Annotated in this window: 18 protein-coding genes; 9 read left to right on the top strand and 9 right to left on the bottom strand. The window is 58.4% G+C overall.

Annotated elements, in window-relative coordinates; all coding sequences use genetic code 11:
* Positions 1 to 257: 257 nt before the first annotated feature.
* Positions 258 to 437: a hypothetical protein gene (locus tag F8N49_RS28035; protein WP_218574831.1), complete on the bottom strand. Its 180-nt coding sequence runs from the start codon at positions 435 to 437 to the stop codon at positions 258 to 260.
* Between the two features lie 80 nt (positions 438 to 517).
* A complete protein-coding gene (gene tyrS, locus F8N49_RS07950) occupies positions 518 to 1,717 on the bottom strand; it encodes a tyrosine--tRNA ligase (protein ID WP_016772931.1) in 1,200 nt (399 codons plus the stop codon).
* 212 nt (positions 1,718 to 1,929) lie between these two features.
* Here tyrS and F8N49_RS07940 point away from each other — a divergent pair, with 212 nt between their 5' ends.
* Positions 1,930 to 3,354, top strand: coding sequence for a peptidoglycan DD-metalloendopeptidase family protein (locus tag F8N49_RS07940; RefSeq protein WP_151551107.1), 1,425 nt, complete (start codon positions 1,930 to 1,932; stop codon positions 3,352 to 3,354).
* Between the two features lie 3 nt (positions 3,355 to 3,357).
* Positions 3,358 to 4,449, top strand: coding sequence for an anhydro-N-acetylmuramic acid kinase (locus F8N49_RS07935; protein WP_151551106.1), 1,092 nt, complete (start codon positions 3,358 to 3,360; stop codon positions 4,447 to 4,449).
* Positions 4,450 to 4,518: 69 nt separating this feature from the next.
* Here the strand turns inward: F8N49_RS07935 and erpA are convergent, their stop codons facing one another.
* Together erpA and argC are read right to left on the bottom strand one after the other, a co-directional pair.
* Positions 4,519 to 4,869, bottom strand: a complete 351-nt coding sequence (gene erpA / locus F8N49_RS07930) for an iron-sulfur cluster insertion protein ErpA (protein WP_007918905.1) — start codon at positions 4,867 to 4,869, stop codon at positions 4,519 to 4,521.
* Positions 4,870 to 5,016: 147 nt separating this feature from the next.
* On the bottom strand, positions 5,017 to 6,051 hold the full coding sequence (gene argC / locus F8N49_RS07925) for an N-acetyl-gamma-glutamyl-phosphate reductase (protein WP_151551105.1): 1,035 nt from the start codon (positions 6,049 to 6,051) through the stop codon (positions 5,017 to 5,019).
* A gap of 134 nt (positions 6,052 to 6,185) precedes the next feature.
* Here argC and hemJ point away from each other — a divergent pair, with 134 nt between their 5' ends.
* The 6 genes from hemJ to coq7 all read left to right on the top strand — a co-directional run bounded on the left by hemJ (position 6,186) and on the right by coq7 (position 10,718).
* Positions 6,186 to 6,614 (top strand): protoporphyrinogen oxidase HemJ, encoded by a 429-nt coding sequence (gene hemJ / locus F8N49_RS07920; RefSeq protein ID WP_071173754.1) that lies wholly within the window; start codon positions 6,186 to 6,188, stop codon positions 6,612 to 6,614.
* 33 nt (positions 6,615 to 6,647) lie between these two features.
* The gene (locus F8N49_RS07915; protein ID WP_073476596.1) at positions 6,648 to 7,616 is read left to right on the top strand and encodes a nitronate monooxygenase family protein; all 969 of its coding nucleotides are present in this window, start codon (positions 6,648 to 6,650) and stop codon (positions 7,614 to 7,616) included.
* Positions 7,617 to 7,681: 65 nt separating this feature from the next.
* Positions 7,682 to 8,629 carry a DUF805 domain-containing protein gene (locus tag F8N49_RS07910; protein ID WP_151551104.1) on the top strand — a complete coding sequence of 316 codons (948 nt, stop codon included), beginning with the start codon at positions 7,682 to 7,684 and terminating at the stop codon, positions 8,627 to 8,629.
* A 61-nt stretch (positions 8,630 to 8,690) separates the two neighbouring features.
* On the top strand, positions 8,691 to 9,479 hold the full coding sequence (locus tag F8N49_RS07905; protein ID WP_041476677.1) for an SDR family oxidoreductase: 789 nt from the start codon (positions 8,691 to 8,693) through the stop codon (positions 9,477 to 9,479).
* 56 nt (positions 9,480 to 9,535) lie between these two features.
* Complete coding sequence (locus F8N49_RS07900) at positions 9,536 to 9,874, top strand: histidine triad nucleotide-binding protein (RefSeq protein WP_017128660.1); 339 nt, start codon at positions 9,536 to 9,538, stop codon at positions 9,872 to 9,874.
* A 196-nt stretch (positions 9,875 to 10,070) separates the two neighbouring features.
* Positions 10,071 to 10,718 carry a 2-polyprenyl-3-methyl-6-methoxy-1,4-benzoquinone monooxygenase gene (coq7, locus tag F8N49_RS07895; RefSeq protein WP_151551103.1) on the top strand — a complete coding sequence of 216 codons (648 nt, stop codon included), beginning with the start codon at positions 10,071 to 10,073 and terminating at the stop codon, positions 10,716 to 10,718.
* Positions 10,719 to 10,828: 110 nt separating this feature from the next.
* On the opposite strand, the gene speD is transcribed toward coq7, so the two are convergent.
* A complete protein-coding gene (speD, locus tag F8N49_RS07890) occupies positions 10,829 to 11,623 on the bottom strand; it encodes an adenosylmethionine decarboxylase (RefSeq protein WP_024014530.1) in 795 nt (264 codons plus the stop codon).
* A 237-nt stretch (positions 11,624 to 11,860) separates the two neighbouring features.
* A complete protein-coding gene (locus F8N49_RS07885) occupies positions 11,861 to 12,283 on the bottom strand; it encodes an OsmC family protein (RefSeq protein ID WP_016772921.1) in 423 nt (140 codons plus the stop codon).
* 235 nt (positions 12,284 to 12,518) lie between these two features.
* On the opposite strand from F8N49_RS07885, the gene crp reads away from it, so the two are divergent.
* Positions 12,519 to 13,163: a cAMP-activated global transcriptional regulator CRP gene (gene crp, locus F8N49_RS07880; RefSeq protein WP_041476679.1), complete on the top strand. Its 645-nt coding sequence runs from the start codon at positions 12,519 to 12,521 to the stop codon at positions 13,161 to 13,163.
* A 9-nt stretch (positions 13,164 to 13,172) separates the two neighbouring features.
* Here the strand turns inward: crp and F8N49_RS07875 are convergent, their stop codons facing one another.
* From F8N49_RS07875 to trpD, 3 genes are all read right to left on the bottom strand, one after another.
* Positions 13,173 to 13,874: a lipoate--protein ligase family protein gene (locus F8N49_RS07875; RefSeq protein ID WP_151551102.1), complete on the bottom strand. Its 702-nt coding sequence runs from the start codon at positions 13,872 to 13,874 to the stop codon at positions 13,173 to 13,175.
* Positions 13,875 to 13,998: 124 nt separating this feature from the next.
* On the bottom strand, positions 13,999 to 14,835 hold the full coding sequence (trpC, locus tag F8N49_RS07870) for an indole-3-glycerol phosphate synthase TrpC (RefSeq protein ID WP_041476681.1): 837 nt from the start codon (positions 14,833 to 14,835) through the stop codon (positions 13,999 to 14,001).
* Positions 14,832 to 15,881, bottom strand: a complete 1,050-nt coding sequence (gene trpD / locus F8N49_RS07865) for an anthranilate phosphoribosyltransferase (RefSeq protein WP_016772917.1) — start codon at positions 15,879 to 15,881, stop codon at positions 14,832 to 14,834. Before trpD ends, trpC begins: the two co-directional genes overlap by 4 nt.
* Positions 15,882 to 15,886 lie beyond the last annotated feature (5 nt).

Here is a 15,886-nt window from a genome sequence, read left to right as displayed (position 1 = left end):
CTCAGCAATCGTTGGTTACATCTTTGATTTCTCGCGGAGTAACTTGTGATGCTGATAATCTTGTTGACTATCAGTCTGACTGCACAAGCACCCACACGAATTGCTTGATTCAGTTGTTAAAGAGCGGTTGGTTAAGATCTTTCGTCTCAACCGAGGCGCGCATTCTACAGCAGCCTCATTTGCTGTCAAGTGATTATTTTCAGAAGTTTTCGAAGAATTCTTCAACAACTTCAACCACTTGCGCTTCCGATCTCTCGTTAGCGGGAGGCGAATTCTACAGCGTTAATCGCTGCTGTCAACACCTCTTTTTCTCCGCTTTCGACCGAGAAGATCGAACCGTTAAAAGAGCCAAACATCACTGCTCTTTCAACTCCTTCCAGGCCTCGATGATCTGAAGCAAGCCGCTGTCGAAAACTGCGTAACTCTTTGAATCTCAAGGAGTTTTCCGTTTCGACTGCGCCGGAAGTGGGGCGAATTATAGACCTCTGGAATTCGCCGTCAACCCCCAATTTCAACTTTATTCAGATTTCAGCGTAATACGTGCAAAAGCTTTCTTGCCGGCCTGGCAAACGTGAGTCGTGCCCAGTACATATATAAAGGAGCGATCAACCACCTCACCATCGACACGCACCCCGCCAGCCGCCAACAGATCTCGCGCCGCTGCCGAGTTCTTCACCAAGCCTGCCTTATTAAGGACGGCAGCGATTGGCATGTCCTCAACCGAAGACAGTTCGATCTCAGGCAAGTCATCTGGAAGTTCGCCATCCTTCATGCGGTTGCCAGCGCCTCGGTGAGCGTTCGCCGCAGCCTCTTCACCATGGAAACGCGCAACGATCTCTTCAGCGAGTTTGATTTTGATGTCACGCGGATTCGCCCCAGCTTCGACGTCAGCCCGGAATGCGTTGATTTCATCCATCGAACGGAAGCTGAGCAACTCGAAGTAACGCCACATCAGCGCATCCGGGATGGAAACCAGCTTGCTGTACATGACGCCTGGTGCTTCCTGAATACCGACATAGTTGCCCAGCGACTTGGACATCTTCTTCACGCCATCCAGACCTTCCAGCAATGGCATGGTCAGAATGCACTGGGCTTCCTGGCCATAACCACGCTGCAACTCGCGACCCATCAGCAGGTTGAACTTCTGATCGGTACCGCCCAGCTCGACATCGGCGCGCAGCGCGACCGAGTCATAACCCTGAACCAGCGGATAGAGGAACTCGTGAATAGCGATCGGCTGGTTGGTGGTATAGCGCTTGTCGAAGTCATCGCGCTCGAGCATGCGAGCGACGGTGTATTGCGAAGTCAGGCGAATGAAATCCGCTGGCCCCATCTTGTCCATCCAGGTGGAGTTGAAGGCAACTTCGGTTTTCGCCGGATCAAGGATTTTGAAAACCTGAGTCTTGTAGGTCTCAGCATTTTCTAGAACCTGCTCACGCGTCAGTGGCGGACGCGTGGCGCTCTTGCCACTCGGATCGCCGATCATCCCGGTGAAGTCACCTATAAGGAAGATCACCTGGTGCCCCAGTTCCTGAAACTGACGCAGCTTATTAATAAGCACGGTATGCCCAAGATGCAGATCCGGAGCGGTAGGGTCGAAACCAGCCTTGATACGCAGCGGCTGGCCGCGCTTGAGCTTTTCGACCAGCTCGGACTCGACCAACAGTTCTTCCGCACCACGTTTAATCAGCGCTAGCTGCTCTTCAACCGACTTCATAACAGACCCGCAAGGCTCAGATTCAAAGGGAACCAACCATACAAGAACGCGCACCAATTACAAGTTTTGCCCGGCGCACGGACACCAATCCACAGACCCGAGGTCTGTAGACTTGCTTCAGCGATGATTTGGTTATATTTTATACAGTTATTTCATCTTCATCATGTCATTCATCTTTTCCAATTCATCTATTTCAAAGTCAAAAATTACCTATGACCACAGAACCGTCTAAAGCGCCCCCGCTTTACCCGAAGACCCACCTGCTCGCCGCAAGTGGAATCGCCGCCCTTCTCAGCCTGGCGCTGCTGGTATTTCCCTCCAGCGATGTTGAAGCCAAAAAGACGACTCTGAGTCTTGAACTGGAAAGTCCTGCTGAACAACTGACACAAGATCAAGACGCTGCTGATGCCGCTCAAGCCACAAACGAGCCCGCAGCTTCGCCGTTCGCACAAATCGAAAACAGCGACGAAAACACCGCGCAAACCGCTGAAACCGCGCCAGCACCTGTAGCGCCTGCTGAGAAACCAAAAGAGCCTGGGCACCGTGAGGTCGTGGTTTCCAAAGGCGATACGCTGTCTACCCTGTTTGAAAAAGTCGGCCTACCGGCAGCCTCCGTGCACGAAATACTGGCAAGCGACAAGCAAGCCAAGCAGTTCAGCCAACTCAAGCGCGGTCAGAAACTCGAATTCGAACTCAGCCCGGAAGGCCAGTTGACCAGCCTGCACAGCAAAGTCAGCGACGTTGAAACCATTACTTTGACCAAGAACGATAAGGGCTATTCGTTCAACCGAGTGACTGCCAAGCCAACCGTTCGCACTGCCTACGTCCACGGTGTCATCAACAGCTCACTGTCGCAGTCCGCGGCCCGCGCCGGCCTTTCTCACAGCATGACCATGGATATGGCCAGCGTCTTTGGCTACGACATAGATTTCGCGCAGGACATTCGTCAGGGTGATGAATTCGATGTGATTTACGAGCAGAAAGTCATCAACGGCAAGGCTGTCGGCACCGGCCCGATCCTGTCGGCGCGCTTCACCAACCGCGGGAAGACTTACACCGCTGTTCGCTACACTAACAAACAAGGCAACAGCAGCTATTACACTGCCGATGGCAACAGCATGCGCAAGGCCTTCATCCGTACGCCGGTTGACTTCGCCCGCATCAGCTCGAAGTTCTCCATGGGCCGCAAGCACCCGATCCTCAACAAGATCCGCGCCCACAAAGGTGTCGACTACGCAGCGCCGCGAGGCACGCCGATCAAGGCTGCCGGTGACGGCAAAGTGTTGCTGGCCGGTCGTCGTGGTGGTTACGGCAACACCGTGATCATTCAGCACGGCAACACTTACCGTACGCTCTATGGCCATATGCAGGGCTTTGCCAAAGGCGTGAAAACCGGCGGCAGCGTCAAGCAAGGTCAAGTCATTGGCTATATCGGCACCACCGGCCTGTCCACCGGCCCGCATTTGCACTATGAGTTCCAGGTCAACGGCGTTCACGTCGATCCGCTCGGCCAGAAGCTGCCAATGGCCGATCCGATCGCCAAGTCCGAACGCGCGCGCTTCCTCGCGCAGAGCCAGCCGCTGATGGCGCGCATGGATCAAGAGAAGGCCACCATGCTGGCCTCGAGCAAGCGCTAAGCCATGGCCCTGTATATCGGTGTGATGTCCGGAACCAGTCTCGACGGGCTGGACATCGCCCTGATCGAGCAGACCTCGGCGATCAAACTGATCGCCACCCACTACCTGCCAATGCCTGACTCCCTGCGCGCCGAGCTGCTTGGCTTGTGCGCCAGCGGCCCCGACGAGATCGCCCGCTCGGCGATTGCCGAGCAACACTGGGTCGAACTTGCCGCGTCGGGCATTCACACCCTCCTCGCGCAACAACAACTCAAGCCCGATGCAATCCGCGCTATCGGTAGCCACGGTCAGACCATTCGCCATGAGCCGGCGCGCGGTTTTACCGTGCAGATCGGTAATCCAGCCCTGCTGACTGAGTTGACCGGTATTACCGTCGTCAGTGATTTCCGCAGCCGCGATGTCGCAGCGGGTGGCCAAGGTGCGCCTCTGGTACCAGCCTTTCACGAAGCTTTGTTTGAAGAGCGTACTGGTAACCAGGCAGTCTTGAATGTCGGCGGATTCAGCAATCTCAGCCTGATTGAGCCGAACAAACCTGTAGCCGGTTTCGACTGCGGCCCGGGAAATGTTCTGATGGACGCCTGGATTCACCGGCAACGTGGCGAAAACTATGACCGGGACGGCAAATGGGCTGCGACCGGCAAGGTTGAACCAGCCCTGCTCAAGGCGCTGCTCAGCGACCCGTTCTTCGTCACCAAAGGCCCGAAAAGTACCGGCCGGGAAGTCTTCAATCTACCATGGCTGGAACAGCATCTTTCGAACCTGCCAACCTTCGCAGCCGAAGACGTTCAGGCCACGCTGCTCGAACTGACGGCGCTGACCATCGTCGAGTCGCTACAAAGCGCTCAACCGGACACTCAGGAATTGCTGGTTTGTGGCGGCGGCGCTCACAACGCCACGCTGATGCAACGCCTGGCCGCTCTACTGCCAGACACCAAGGTCGCCAGCACCGCAACTCACGGCGTTGACCCTGACTGGGTGGAAGCCATGGCCTTCGCCTGGCTGGCTCATTGCTGCCTCGAAGGCATCGCCGCCAATCGGCCAAGCGTCACCGGCGCTCGCGGCCTGCGCGTACTCGGCGCCATCTACCCGGCCTAAACTTCAGATACAAAAACGCCGCGGAACCGAAAGGCTCTGCGGCGTTTTGTTGTGTGCTGTAAAGCGCGATCAGATCGAGAACGACGACCCGCAACCACAAGTCGTGGTGGCATTCGGGTTCTTGATCACGAAGCGCGAACCTTCCAGACCTTCCTGATAATCCACCTCGGCACCGGCCAGGTACTGGAAGCTCATCGGATCGACCACCAGGCTCACGCCTTCGCGCTCGACGATGGTGTCGTCATCGGCCACGTCTTCATCGAAGGTAAAACCGTATTGAAACCCTGAACAACCGCCGCCCGTAACAAATACGCGCAGCTTCAAGCGATCATTCCCCTCTTCATCGACCAGGCTCTTCACCTTGTGCGCAGCACCTTGAGTGAATTGCAAAGCCGTGGGGGTGAAGGATTCGACGCTCATGCTGACTATCTCCCGGCGTTACGCCGCCATAATGCGTGATGACGCGCATTATCCGCTTGTCCTAGAAAATTGGTCAACTATTAGAGGAGCAGCGGCAAGCTTCAAGCGGTGAGCTTCAAGCTTGCGGCTTACAGGTTGCGGCTAACGTTACGGCAGCATGCCGGCGTGTGACAGGCCGAAGCGCTCGTCCAGTCCGAACAGGATGTTCATGTTCTGCACCGCCTGGCCCGAGGCGCCCTTGACCAGATTGTCGATCACCGACAGCACGACCACCAGATCGCCATCCTGTGGACGATGCACGGCGATGCGGCAGAGGTTGGCGCCGCGCACGCTACGGGTTTCCGGGTGGCTGCCGGCTGGCATGACATCGACGAACGGTTCGTTGGCATAGCGCTTTTCGAACAGTGCCTGCAGATCAACCGAGCGATCCGCTACTGTCGCGTAGAGCGTGGAGTGAATACCGCGAATCATCGGCGTCAGGTGCGGGACGAAGGTCAGGCCGACGTCCTTGCCCGCCGCGCGACGCAGCCCCTGGCGAATTTCCGGCAAATGACGATGACCTTTTACCGCATAGGCCTTCATGCTTTCCGACGTCTCGGAGTACAAAGAACCTACAGCCGCACCACGCCCGGCACCACTGACACCGGATTTGCAGTCGGCGATCAAACGCGATGCGTCGGCCAGACCTGCTTCCAGCAACGGCAGGAAACCCAATTGCGTTGCGGTCGGATAGCAACCCGGCACCGCGATCAGGCGCGCTTTCTTGATCTGCTCGCGATTGACTTCCGGCAGACCATAGACCGCTTCGTCCAGCAATTGCGGTGCGCCGTGTGGCTGGCCGTACCACTTGGCCCATTCATCAGCATCTTGCAGACGGAAGTCAGCGGACAGGTCGATGACCTTGGTGCCCGCCGCCAGCAGCTCGCCTGCCAAGGCGTGAGCCACACCGTGTGGCGTGGCGAAGAAAACCACATCGCAGGCGCCAAGGGTTTTCACGTCCGGCACGCTGAACGCCAGCCCGTCATAGTGACCGCGCAGGTTCGGGTACATGTCAGCCACGGCCAGACCGGCCTCGGATCGGGAAGTGATGACGACCACTTCTGCCTGCGGATGCTGTGCCAACAGACGCAGCAGTTCGACACCGGTGTAACCCGTGCCGCCGACGATACCGACCTTGACCATAAACCTGCCCTCAACGAACCCACTGGAAAGCCGTCGATAATAGGGGCCGCGCGCGCCTGCGACAACCGCCAAGGTGACGCGCGGACGCTCAAGCCTCTACTATCTGGCTACCGTGAATGAGGGAATAACCAAAAATGCTCTATCTATGGCTCAAAGCGTTTCACATTGTCAGCGTCGTCTGCTGGTTTGCCGGGCTGTTTTACTTGCCGCGCCTGTTCGTTTACCACGCGCAAAGCACCGACACGATCAGCCAGGAACGCTTCAGCGTCATGGAGCGCAAGCTGTATCGCGGCATCATGGGCCCGGCGATGATCGCCACGCTGATCTTCGGTGGCTGGCTGATCTACCTTAATCCATCAATCTTCAGCCAGGGCGGCTGGATTCACGCAAAACTGACTCTGGTCGTATTGCTGATCGGCTACCACCACATGTGCGGCGCGCAGGTAAAACGCTTTGCCCGTGGCGAAAATACCCGCAGCCATGTCTTTTATCGCTGGTTCAATGAAGTGCCGGTTCTGATATTGCTGGCTATCGTAATTCTGGTCGTGGTCAAGCCGTTCTAACTTCAACCAATACAGATCCTCGGGGTGTTTTCAATGTCGCTGCCCGCTCTGCTCGAACAACGTCTGCGTCTGCCCGTCGTGGCGGCGCCGATGTTTCTGATCTCCAATCCGGAACTGGTGCTCGCCTGCTGCCGCAACGGCGTGGTGGGCAGCTTTCCGGCTCTGAACCAACGCGAAAGCAGTGGGTTCAAGGCTTGGCTGGAACAGATCGAAGCGGGCCTGGCGACGCTGGATAATCCGGCCCCTTATGCGGTGAACCTGATTGTTCACCACAGCAACCCGCGCCTTCAGGCGGATCTGGACATTTGCGTCGAGCATAAGGTGCCGATCGTTATCACCAGCCTCGGCGCGGTGAAGGAACTGGTCGACGCGGTGCACAGCTACGGCGGTCTGGTGTTTCACGACGTGACCACGCGGCGCCATGCCGAGAAAGCCGCTGAAGCCGGTGTCGACGGGCTGATTGCCGTCGCGGCCGGCGCCGGCGGGCACGCCGGCACCTGGAGTCCGTTTGCGCTGATTGCCGAGATCCGTGAGTTTTTCGACAAGACGCTGTTGCTTGCAGGATGTTTGAACCACGGCCATGAGATTCTCGCCGCACAGTTGCTCGGCGCGGATTTGGCCTACTTCGGTACGCGATTTATCGGCACCACCGAAAGTCACGCGCCTGACGCTTATAAAGAAATGCTGCTGACAGCCAAGGCTGCCGACATCATTCATACTCCAGCGGTGTCGGGAGTGCCGGCCAGTTTCATGCGCCAGAGCCTGGAGGCGGCCGGTTTCGACATGGCGGCCCTGCAAGGCAAGGGCGAGGTCAATTTCGGCGACAAGCTCAAGCCGATCAACGATGAAGCCAAAGCCTGGAAGACCGTGTGGTCGGCGGGTCAGGGTGTTGGCCAGATTGGTGATCTGCCAAGCGTGGATCAGTTGATCGCGCGGCTCGACGCCGAATATCGTCAAGCCCAAGCGCGCGCTGCACAGTTGCCACAACGCTGGCCGCGCTGAAAAACATATCTGGCCAGTCCTGATCAGACTGGCTGCCAAATAATCGCGACAAGGATGCCTCGGCCATGAGCGACACTCGTTACAAGATCGTCTTCGACGGCGCGCTGCAGCCCGGCGTCGACCTCACCACCGCCAAACTGAATCTGGCGGATCTGTTCAAAAGCGATGTGGCCGCCATCGAGCGCCTGTTCAATGGCCGCACCGTCGCTCTCAAACGTGATTTGTCTCACAGCGATGCGCAGACGTATCTGCAGGCGTTGAACAAAACCGGGATCGATGCGCGGATCGAAGCGGAAACCGCCATCGAACTGAATCTCGCGGACGTCCACGACAACCCTGCAACAGTGGCCGAACCCGACTCGCCTTACGCCCCACCCCGCGCCAATGTCGGTGAAGCTCTGCCGCCATTCGCCACGCTCAAGCCATTCAGCGTCGAAGGCCGGATCGGTCGCCTGCGCTTTCTGGCCTGGACCATGGTCTTGAGCCTGGTGACCCTGCCCATCGTCGGCGTGTTTGCTTTGATTGCGTTGGGCTTGGTCAGCGGCGACTCGACTACCGGGCTGATCCTCGGCGGCATTCTGGCGGTCTTCCTGTTCCTCGGCTTCATGATCGTCAGCATTCTGTTCAGCGTTCAGCGCCTGCACGATATCGGCTGGTCGGGTTGGCTGTGGTTGTTGAATCTGGTTCCGTTCGTCGGCAGTTTCTTCCCGCTGGTGATGATGGTCGTACCCGGCAATACCAGCGCCAACCGCTATGGGCCGCCACCACCGCCGAACAGCACGGCCGTCAAAGTGCTGTGCTCGTTATGGATCGTATTCTTCGCACTGATTTTTGCCGGAGGCCTTCTTGGCGGCTTCTCGGCTGTGCAGGAAGAATATGAAAGCAATCTGGAGAGCAGCTATGACAGCGGCTCGGTGACCAGCGATGAAGTTGAGGTCGTTGAACCGCCAGCGATTTCCGCCGACGAGGCAGCCGAACCGGCGCAGGCCCCTGTAGACTCTGCGCAAGAATGAACAGCGCTCCCTGCCGCGACAACCGCGTCGCCGGCGCGGAGCTGTTGCGATGGAGAACTGCATGACCCGTTACGCTCTGATCACTGGCGCTTCCAGCGGCATCGGCTTGGCCATGGCCGAAGCACTGGCCCGGCGCGGCCGCAGCCTGATTCTGGTGGCACGACAGCGTGATCAGCTGGAAAGTATCGCCATCGAGCTGACCCAGCGTTTCGATGTCGAGGTATTGTTTCGCGCCTGCGACCTCGGCGAACCGTTGCGCCTGTCGGGCTTTTTGCTGGAGCTTGAAGAAGGCGACCGGCAGATCGATCTGCTGGTCAATTGCGCAGGCATCGGCACCTGCGGGCCATTCCTCGCGCAAGACTGGATGACCGAGCAGGACCTCATCGAGGTCAATATCCTCGCCCTCACCCGCCTCTGCCATGCGGTGGGTAACAGCATGGCGCTGCTGGGTGGCGGGCAGATTCTCAACGTCGCGTCGGTCGCCGCCTACAGTCCTGGCCCGTGGATGAGCACGTACTACGCCAGCAAAGCGTATGTGCTGCATTTTTCCGAAGCCTTGCGCGTGGAGCTCAAACAAAGCGGCGTGAAAGTTTCGGTGCTGTGCCCCGGCCCGACGCGCACACCGTTCTTCCGAACCGCACAGATGAGTAGCGAAAAGATCGAAAGCAGCCACTCGCTGATGAGTCCGGAAGAAGTGGCACTGCATGCCGTACGCGCACTGGATAAAAACCGCGCCATCATCATTCCGGGACGACGCAATCGCTGGCTGGCGTTCCTGCCGCGGCTGGGTTCGCGCTGGCTCAATCGCACCATCGTCGGCATGATCAACAAAGCTTACTGCCCCCGCTAGGAAGACAACTTCGAAGCGGTACACTCGATTCAGCCCAACTCAACGGAGAAACAGCAGTGGATACTCTGTTCACCAAGATCATCAACCGGGAAATCCCGGCGAAGATCATTTACGAAGACGACCAGGTTCTGGCCTTCCACGACATCGCCCCCCAGGCTCCGGTGCACTTTCTGGTAATCCCGAAAAAACCGGTGCGCACGCTCAACGACCTGACCGAAGACGACAAGGCGCTGGCCGGGCACATCCTGTTCACCGCGCAGCGTCTGGCGCTGGAACTGGGTTGCGAAGAAGGCTTCCGCGTGGTGATGAATTGCAATGAACTTGGTGGGCAGACTGTCTATCACATTCATATGCACGTGCTGGGTCAGCGCCAGATGAACTGGCCGCCGGGCTGACTGGCGACAACCAACTGTGGGAGCGAGCCTGCTCGCGAAGGCGCCGATACATTCAACACTTCAGTATCCGATAATCCGCTTTCTCGAGCAGGCTCGCTCCCACAAAAAAGCCTGACCGCGCAGCAAGTGACCCAGCGCAAACCCTCGCCGGCCGATTCGGTTAAACTGGCCGCCGAGATTCTTCCCGGAGGTCAGCATGACTACCCAACGTCACTACTCGCCCATAGACCGTCTGCTGCTGCAAGCCGATGCCGCGATGCGCACCCTGTTGCCCTTCAGTGGCCAGCCGTACCGCCCGTCGCCAGCGATTCTGCAGCCGGATACGCAAATGAGCGATGAAGACACCCGCCATGTCGCCGGTCTGATGCGCATCAACCATACCGGCGAAGTCTGCGCCCAAGCGCTGTATCAGGGACAGGCGCTGACCGCCAAGCTGCCGCAGGTACGCGCAGCCATGGAGCACGCGGCTGAAGAAGAGATCGATCATCTGGTCTGGTGTGAGCAGCGCATCCATCAGTTGGGCAGCCACACCAGCGTGCTGAATCCACTGTTTTACGGCATGTCGTTCGGTATCGGCGCGGTGGCCGGGCTGATCAGCGACAAGGTCAGCCTTGGTTTCGTAGCGGCGACCGAGCATCAGGTCTGCAAGCACTTGAACAAACATCTGGAGCAATTGCCGGCCGAGGACGAAAAGTCCCGGGCAATTCTTGAGCAGATGCGCATCGATGAAGAACACCATGCGGAAAGTGCGTTGGATGCGGGCGGATTTCGTTTTCCGGCGCCGGTCAAGTTCGGGATGAGCTTGTTGGCCAAGGTGATGACCAAGAGTACGTATCGGATCTGAGATATGTATCGCCCGACATTGCCCTATCGCTGGCAAGCCAGCTCCCACAGGGGTTTTGTGTGAGGCATGAAAAAGGCGACCAGGAGGTCGCCTTTTTTTGTCCGGTAATCTTAGGTCGGCATGTTGCGCGCGTAGAAGATTTCCAGCATTTCGTGTTTCACACGGTCGGTCACCTGGGCACGCTGCTCCGGCGAGAGGTTGCTGGTGGCGTCGCCGAACAGGTAGTTATCCAGTTCGAAGTTCTTCAGCAGCATTTTGGTGTGGAACAGGTTTTCCTGATACACGTTCACGTCGGTCATCTGGTACGCGTCGCGGGTGTCTTCGGAGAGGTAGTTCTGGATCGAGTTGATCTCGTGGTCGATGAAGTGTTTGTTGCCTTCAACGTCACGGGTGAAGCCACGCACACGGTAATCCACGGTCACGATGTCCGAATCGAACTGGTGAATGAGGAAGTTGAGCGCTTTGAGCGGTGAAATGACACCACAAGTCGACACGTCGATATCCACACGGAAGGTCGCAATACCGTCGTCCGGATGGATTTCCGGATAGGTGTGCACCGTGATGTGGCTCTTGTCGAGGTGGGCCAGAATGATTTCGGGCAACGGGCCCGGCGATTCTTCGATCTGGCTGTCAGTCGGGGTCACCGGCTCTTCCGAAATCAGAATCGTGACGCTGGCGCCCTGGGGTTCATAGTCCTGACTGGCGATGTTCAGGATGTTGGCACCAATGATCTCGACAACTTCTGTGAGAATCTGCGTCAGGCGTTTCGCGTTGTACTCTTGATTGATGTACTCGACGTAAGCCTGCTGGTCTTGCGGGGTCTCCGCGTAGCAGATGTCATAGATGTTGAAGCTCAAGGTCTTTGTCAGGTTATTGAACCCGTGGAGCTTGAGTTTGCTTTTCACCGTTAAAAACTCTCTATGTATGCGGCGCGGCCGCGTGATCAAGCATGCCCGTCAAGTGCGAACAACGCACCTGCGTAGGACGGTTAACACCTCTTCGCGATGGCGATTTTGGTTATCTGTTCAGGCGGAAGACCTGTCGGCTGACCGATCACTGCCCTGAAAAAAGTGGCGCATTATGCAGACGTCAGCGGGGGATCGCCAGAGTCTGCACTGCTTTTATGATAGTTGAATGTCGGTTCAGCCGAGTTCGACGATTTCATAATCGTGGGTGATTGCCACGCCAGCCGCGCCGAGCATGATCGACGCCGAGCAATACTTCTCGGCCGACAGCTCGATGGCGCGCTTGACCTGAGCTTCTTTCAGGCCCCGGCCCTTGACCACGAAGTGCATGTGGATCTTGGTAAACACCTTGGGATCTTCAGTCGCACGCTCGGCATCGAGGAAGGCTTCACAGCTTTCAACGGCCTGGCGCGACTTCTTCAGGATGCTGACCACGTCGAAGTTGCTGCAACCGCCGACACCCAGCAAGAGCATTTCCATCGGGCGAACCCCGAGGTTACGGCCACCGGCGTCCGGCGGGCCGTCCATTACCACGACATGACCGCTGCCGGATTCGCCGAGGAACATGGCTTCGCCAGCCCATTGGATGCGTGCCTTCATCGCCCAGACTCCACTGTAAAAAAAGGGTCGCCAGCTTAGCACAGCGCTTTGTCCCGACAGGAACGACGTCCTAGGACGGATGCTTTCTGGCTGTAGGTAATTTCTCGAATTCTCGACGAAGTGTCTGGTAAGCTGGCGCCAATTCGCTGGCGCCAATTCGTCAGCCCTGTAGCGACCGCCTTCAGCGCCTCATAAAAACTCAAACATCACCGTGCAGTCTTTTCGGGATACAACCATGGTTGCTATTACCCCCACACCCAAAATCAAGAACATCGACAAGCTGTTGATGCATTGCCAGCGCCGGCGTCATGCGGCCAAGAGCAATATAATCTGCGCCGGGGATCGCTCGGACACGCTGTTTTTCATCATCAAAGGCTCGGTCACCATCCTCATCGAAGACGACGATGGTCGCGAGATGATCATCGCCTACCTCAACGCCGGAGATTTCTTCGGCGAACTGGGTCTGTTCGAGCAGGCAGGTCAAGAGCAGGAACGCAGCGCCTGGGTGCGGGCCAAGGTCGAATGTGAAACCGCAGAAATCAGTTACGCCAAGTTCCGCGAGTTATCGCAGCAGGATCCAGACATTCTTTACGCGCTCAGCGGACAAATCGCACAACGCCTGCGCAACACCACGCGCAAAGTCGGCGACCTGGCATTTTTTGACGTCACCGGCCGCGTCGCCCGCTGCCTGCTGGAGCTGTGCAAACAGCCGGACGCCATGACCCATCCCGACGGCATGCAGATCAAAGTCACCCGTCAGGAAATCGGCCGGATTGTCGGTTGTTCACGGGAGATGGTCGGCCGCGTGCTCAAGGATCTTGAAGAACGCAACCTGGTCGATGTGAAAGGCAAGACCATGGTGGTCTTCGGTACGCGCTAAGCCCGTACATCAGGCGCTGTAGATCTGCGCCAGCATCAAACGAAACAATTCATCGAGACGCGCCAGCGCCTGTGGCGCGTTGAATTTCTCATGCAGGGCGATGTGGCTTTGCGCCCTCACCCGCTGCTCCAGGCCGCAGGCTTCGTTGAAGCGATTGACCGCGGCGACCATCGCTTCACGCTCGTCATCCATCAGCATTGCACCGTGCACCAGCCCCACCGGACGCTGGCCGCCCTGACTCTGGCGCCAGCGCTGGGCGGTGCCGACCATCTTGCGACCGTCGAGATTGACGTTGAAACGGCCGTCGCAGAATGCGCCGTCGATTTCCCCGACTGACGACGTGCCACCCAACTCATCCAGCAACTGACAGATCGGATCGCACAGGCGGCGGTAGCCGGTTTCGATGCGGTTCAGATCGCCTTCGCTGCGAGGCGGGGCATACACCAAGGCAATGTTGATGGTTGCAGCGGATTGCGGGACGGGCTCGCCGCCGGTCTCGCGCAACAGCACCGGCCAGCCAGCGGCAGCGGAGACTTCGCAGGCGTGGTCGAATTGCGGGAGACGGTTGAGGCGGCGCGGCATGACCAGCGCGCGGTCGGTGGGTTGCCAGAACAGCAGGCCGAATTCGGCGTCGCCGGCGCAGACCGAGGCCAGCAAGTCCTGTTCGGCTTGCAGGCCGGATTCGATGGTCAGGGGGGTTGGCAGCGACATAACAGGCTCCGGCAACATGGAAATCTTTAGCGGTTTCGATGGTCCCTTCGCGAGCAGGCTCGCTCCCACACTGGAATGCAAGGCTCTGTGGGAGCGAGCCTGCTCGCGAATGAGGTCGACTCGGTCAGTCGAGGGTCGAACCACTGATCGGCACACCACGCTCCGGAAAGAACAGGCGCTGCAATTCAATCCCCGGATTTTCCGCGCGCATGAACGCTTCGCCGACCAGGAACGAGTACACATCGCTGATTTCCATCAGCTCGACGTCGGCCCGATTGAGGATGCCGCTCTCGGTGATCACCAGGCGATCGCGCGGGATGCGCGGCAGCAGGTCGAGGGTGGTTTCCAGACTGACGTCGAATGTGTGCAGGTTGCGGTTGTTGACCCCGACCAGCGGCGTGTCGAGCGTCTTCAGCGCGCGCTCCAGCTCGTCACCGTCGTGCACTTCCACCAACACGTCGAGACCGACGCCTTTGGCCACGGCGGCCAGCTCGGCCATTTTCACGTCGTCCAGGGCGGAGACGATCAACAACACGCAATCGGCGCCAAGCGCGCGGGCTTCAACGATCTGGTACGGATCGATCATGAAATCCTTGCGGATCACCGGCAATTTGCAGGCGGCGCGCGCCTGTTGCAGGTAGGCATCGGCGCCCTGGAAGTAATCGATGTCGGTCAGCACCGACAGACAGGTGGCCCCACCCTTTTCGTAGCTCTTGGCAATGTCTGCCGGCACGAAGTCTTCGCGGATCACGCCTTTGCTCGGCGAAGCCTTTTTGATTTCGGCAATCACGGCCGGTTGTTTCTTCTTCGCTTGCGCCAGCAAAGCCTGGGCAAAACCACGGGGTGCATCGGCCGCCTTGGCCAGACTTTCCAGCTCGCTCAGGCTGACCCGAGCGCTGCGCTCGGCGACTTCCTCAACCTTGCGCGCCAGAATGTTTTCCAGAACCGTCGGTACACTCATCCTTCATTCTCCACTTTGAATACCGCGGTAAAGGCACCCAGCTCCTCGAGCTTTTCCCGAGCGAGGCCGGTGTGCAGCGCGTCGTGCGCCAGCTCCACACCTTGTTTCAGACTGCTTGCCAGGTCGGCGGCGTACAGCGCCGCACCGGCATTGAGCACAATCATCTCGGCAGCTTTCTGGCCGTTTTCGGTTTTCCGTTTGCCGAGGGCGTCACGGATCAGCGCCAGCGATGCTTCCGGGCCTTCGACGGACAGGCCGTGCAGGCTCTGACTCTTCATGCCGAGGTCTTCCGGTTCGACCCAATACTCAGTGATTTCGTTGTTCTTCAGCTCGGCAACAAAGGTCGGCGCGGCGAGGCTGAACTCATCCAGACCGTCCTTCGAGTGCACGACCAGAACGTGTTTGCTGCCCAGTCGCTGCAAGACTTCGGCCAATGGCCGGCACAGCGTCTGGGTGAACACGCCGACGACCTGATGTTTCACACCGGCCGGATTCGTAAGCGGGCCGAGCATATTGAACAGCGTGCGCAGGCCGAGTTCGCGGCGCGGGCCGGCGGCGTACTTCATCGCTTTGTGGTGGGTCTGGGCGAACATGAAACCGATGCCGACGTTGTCGATGCAGCGCGCGACCTGCACCGGGGTCAGGTTCAGGTAGATGCCGGCAGCTTCCAGCAGATCGGCGCTGCCGCTCTTGCCGGACACTGCGCGGTTGCCGTGCTTGGCGACGGTGCAACCGGCGGCTGCGACAACAAAGGAAGACGCGGTCGATACGTTGAAGATATTCGCACCGTCACCGCCGGTGCCGACCACATCGACCACGCCGTCGAGGGTTTTCAGCTCGACCTGATCGGCCAGCTCACGCATCACCGACACCGCGCCGACGATTTCGTCGATGCTCTCGCTCTTCATGCGCATGGCCATCATGAACGCGCCGATCTGCGCTTCGGTGCACTGACCGGTCATGATTTCGCGCATCACATCGCGCATTTCATCGGTGCTGAGGTCGAGGTGTTCGACGATACGGCTGAGGGCTGTCTTGATGTTCATGGGAA

It is taken from the genome of Pseudomonas sp. GXM4 (assembly GCF_008923895.1).
Taxonomy (GTDB): Bacteria; Pseudomonadota; Gammaproteobacteria; order Pseudomonadales; family Pseudomonadaceae; genus Aquipseudomonas; species Aquipseudomonas atacamensis.
This window is presented reverse-complemented; position numbering and strand designations above follow the sequence as displayed.

Coding starts and splice junctions, on each gene's coding strand:
- tyrS (WP_016772931.1), bottom strand. CDS start 1,717: ATGAAGTCGGTTGAAGAGCAGCTAGCGCTGATTAAACGTGGTGCGGAA.
- F8N49_RS07940 (WP_151551107.1), top strand. CDS start 1,930: ATGACCACAGAACCGTCTAAAGCGCCCCCGCTTTACCCGAAGACCCAC.
- F8N49_RS07935 (WP_151551106.1), top strand. CDS start 3,358: ATGGCCCTGTATATCGGTGTGATGTCCGGAACCAGTCTCGACGGGCTG.
- erpA (WP_007918905.1), bottom strand. CDS start 4,869: ATGAGCGTCGAATCCTTCACCCCCACGGCTTTGCAATTCACTCAAGGT.
- argC (WP_151551105.1), bottom strand. CDS start 6,051: ATGGTCAAGGTCGGTATCGTCGGCGGCACGGGTTACACCGGTGTCGAA.
- hemJ (WP_071173754.1), top strand. CDS start 6,186: ATGCTCTATCTATGGCTCAAAGCGTTTCACATTGTCAGCGTCGTCTGC.
- F8N49_RS07915 (WP_073476596.1), top strand. CDS start 6,648: ATGTCGCTGCCCGCTCTGCTCGAACAACGTCTGCGTCTGCCCGTCGTG.
- F8N49_RS07910 (WP_151551104.1), top strand. CDS start 7,682: ATGAGCGACACTCGTTACAAGATCGTCTTCGACGGCGCGCTGCAGCCC.
- F8N49_RS07905 (WP_041476677.1), top strand. CDS start 8,691: ATGACCCGTTACGCTCTGATCACTGGCGCTTCCAGCGGCATCGGCTTG.
- coq7 (WP_151551103.1), top strand. CDS start 10,071: ATGACTACCCAACGTCACTACTCGCCCATAGACCGTCTGCTGCTGCAA.
- F8N49_RS07885 (WP_016772921.1), bottom strand. CDS start 12,283: ATGAAGGCACGCATCCAATGGGCTGGCGAAGCCATGTTCCTCGGCGAA.
- crp (WP_041476679.1), top strand. CDS start 12,519: ATGGTTGCTATTACCCCCACACCCAAAATCAAGAACATCGACAAGCTG.
- F8N49_RS07875 (WP_151551102.1), bottom strand. CDS start 13,874: ATGTCGCTGCCAACCCCCCTGACCATCGAATCCGGCCTGCAAGCCGAA.
- trpC (WP_041476681.1), bottom strand. CDS start 14,835: ATGAGTGTACCGACGGTTCTGGAAAACATTCTGGCGCGCAAGGTTGAG.
- trpD (WP_016772917.1), bottom strand. CDS start 15,881: ATGAACATCAAGACAGCCCTCAGCCGTATCGTCGAACACCTCGACCTC.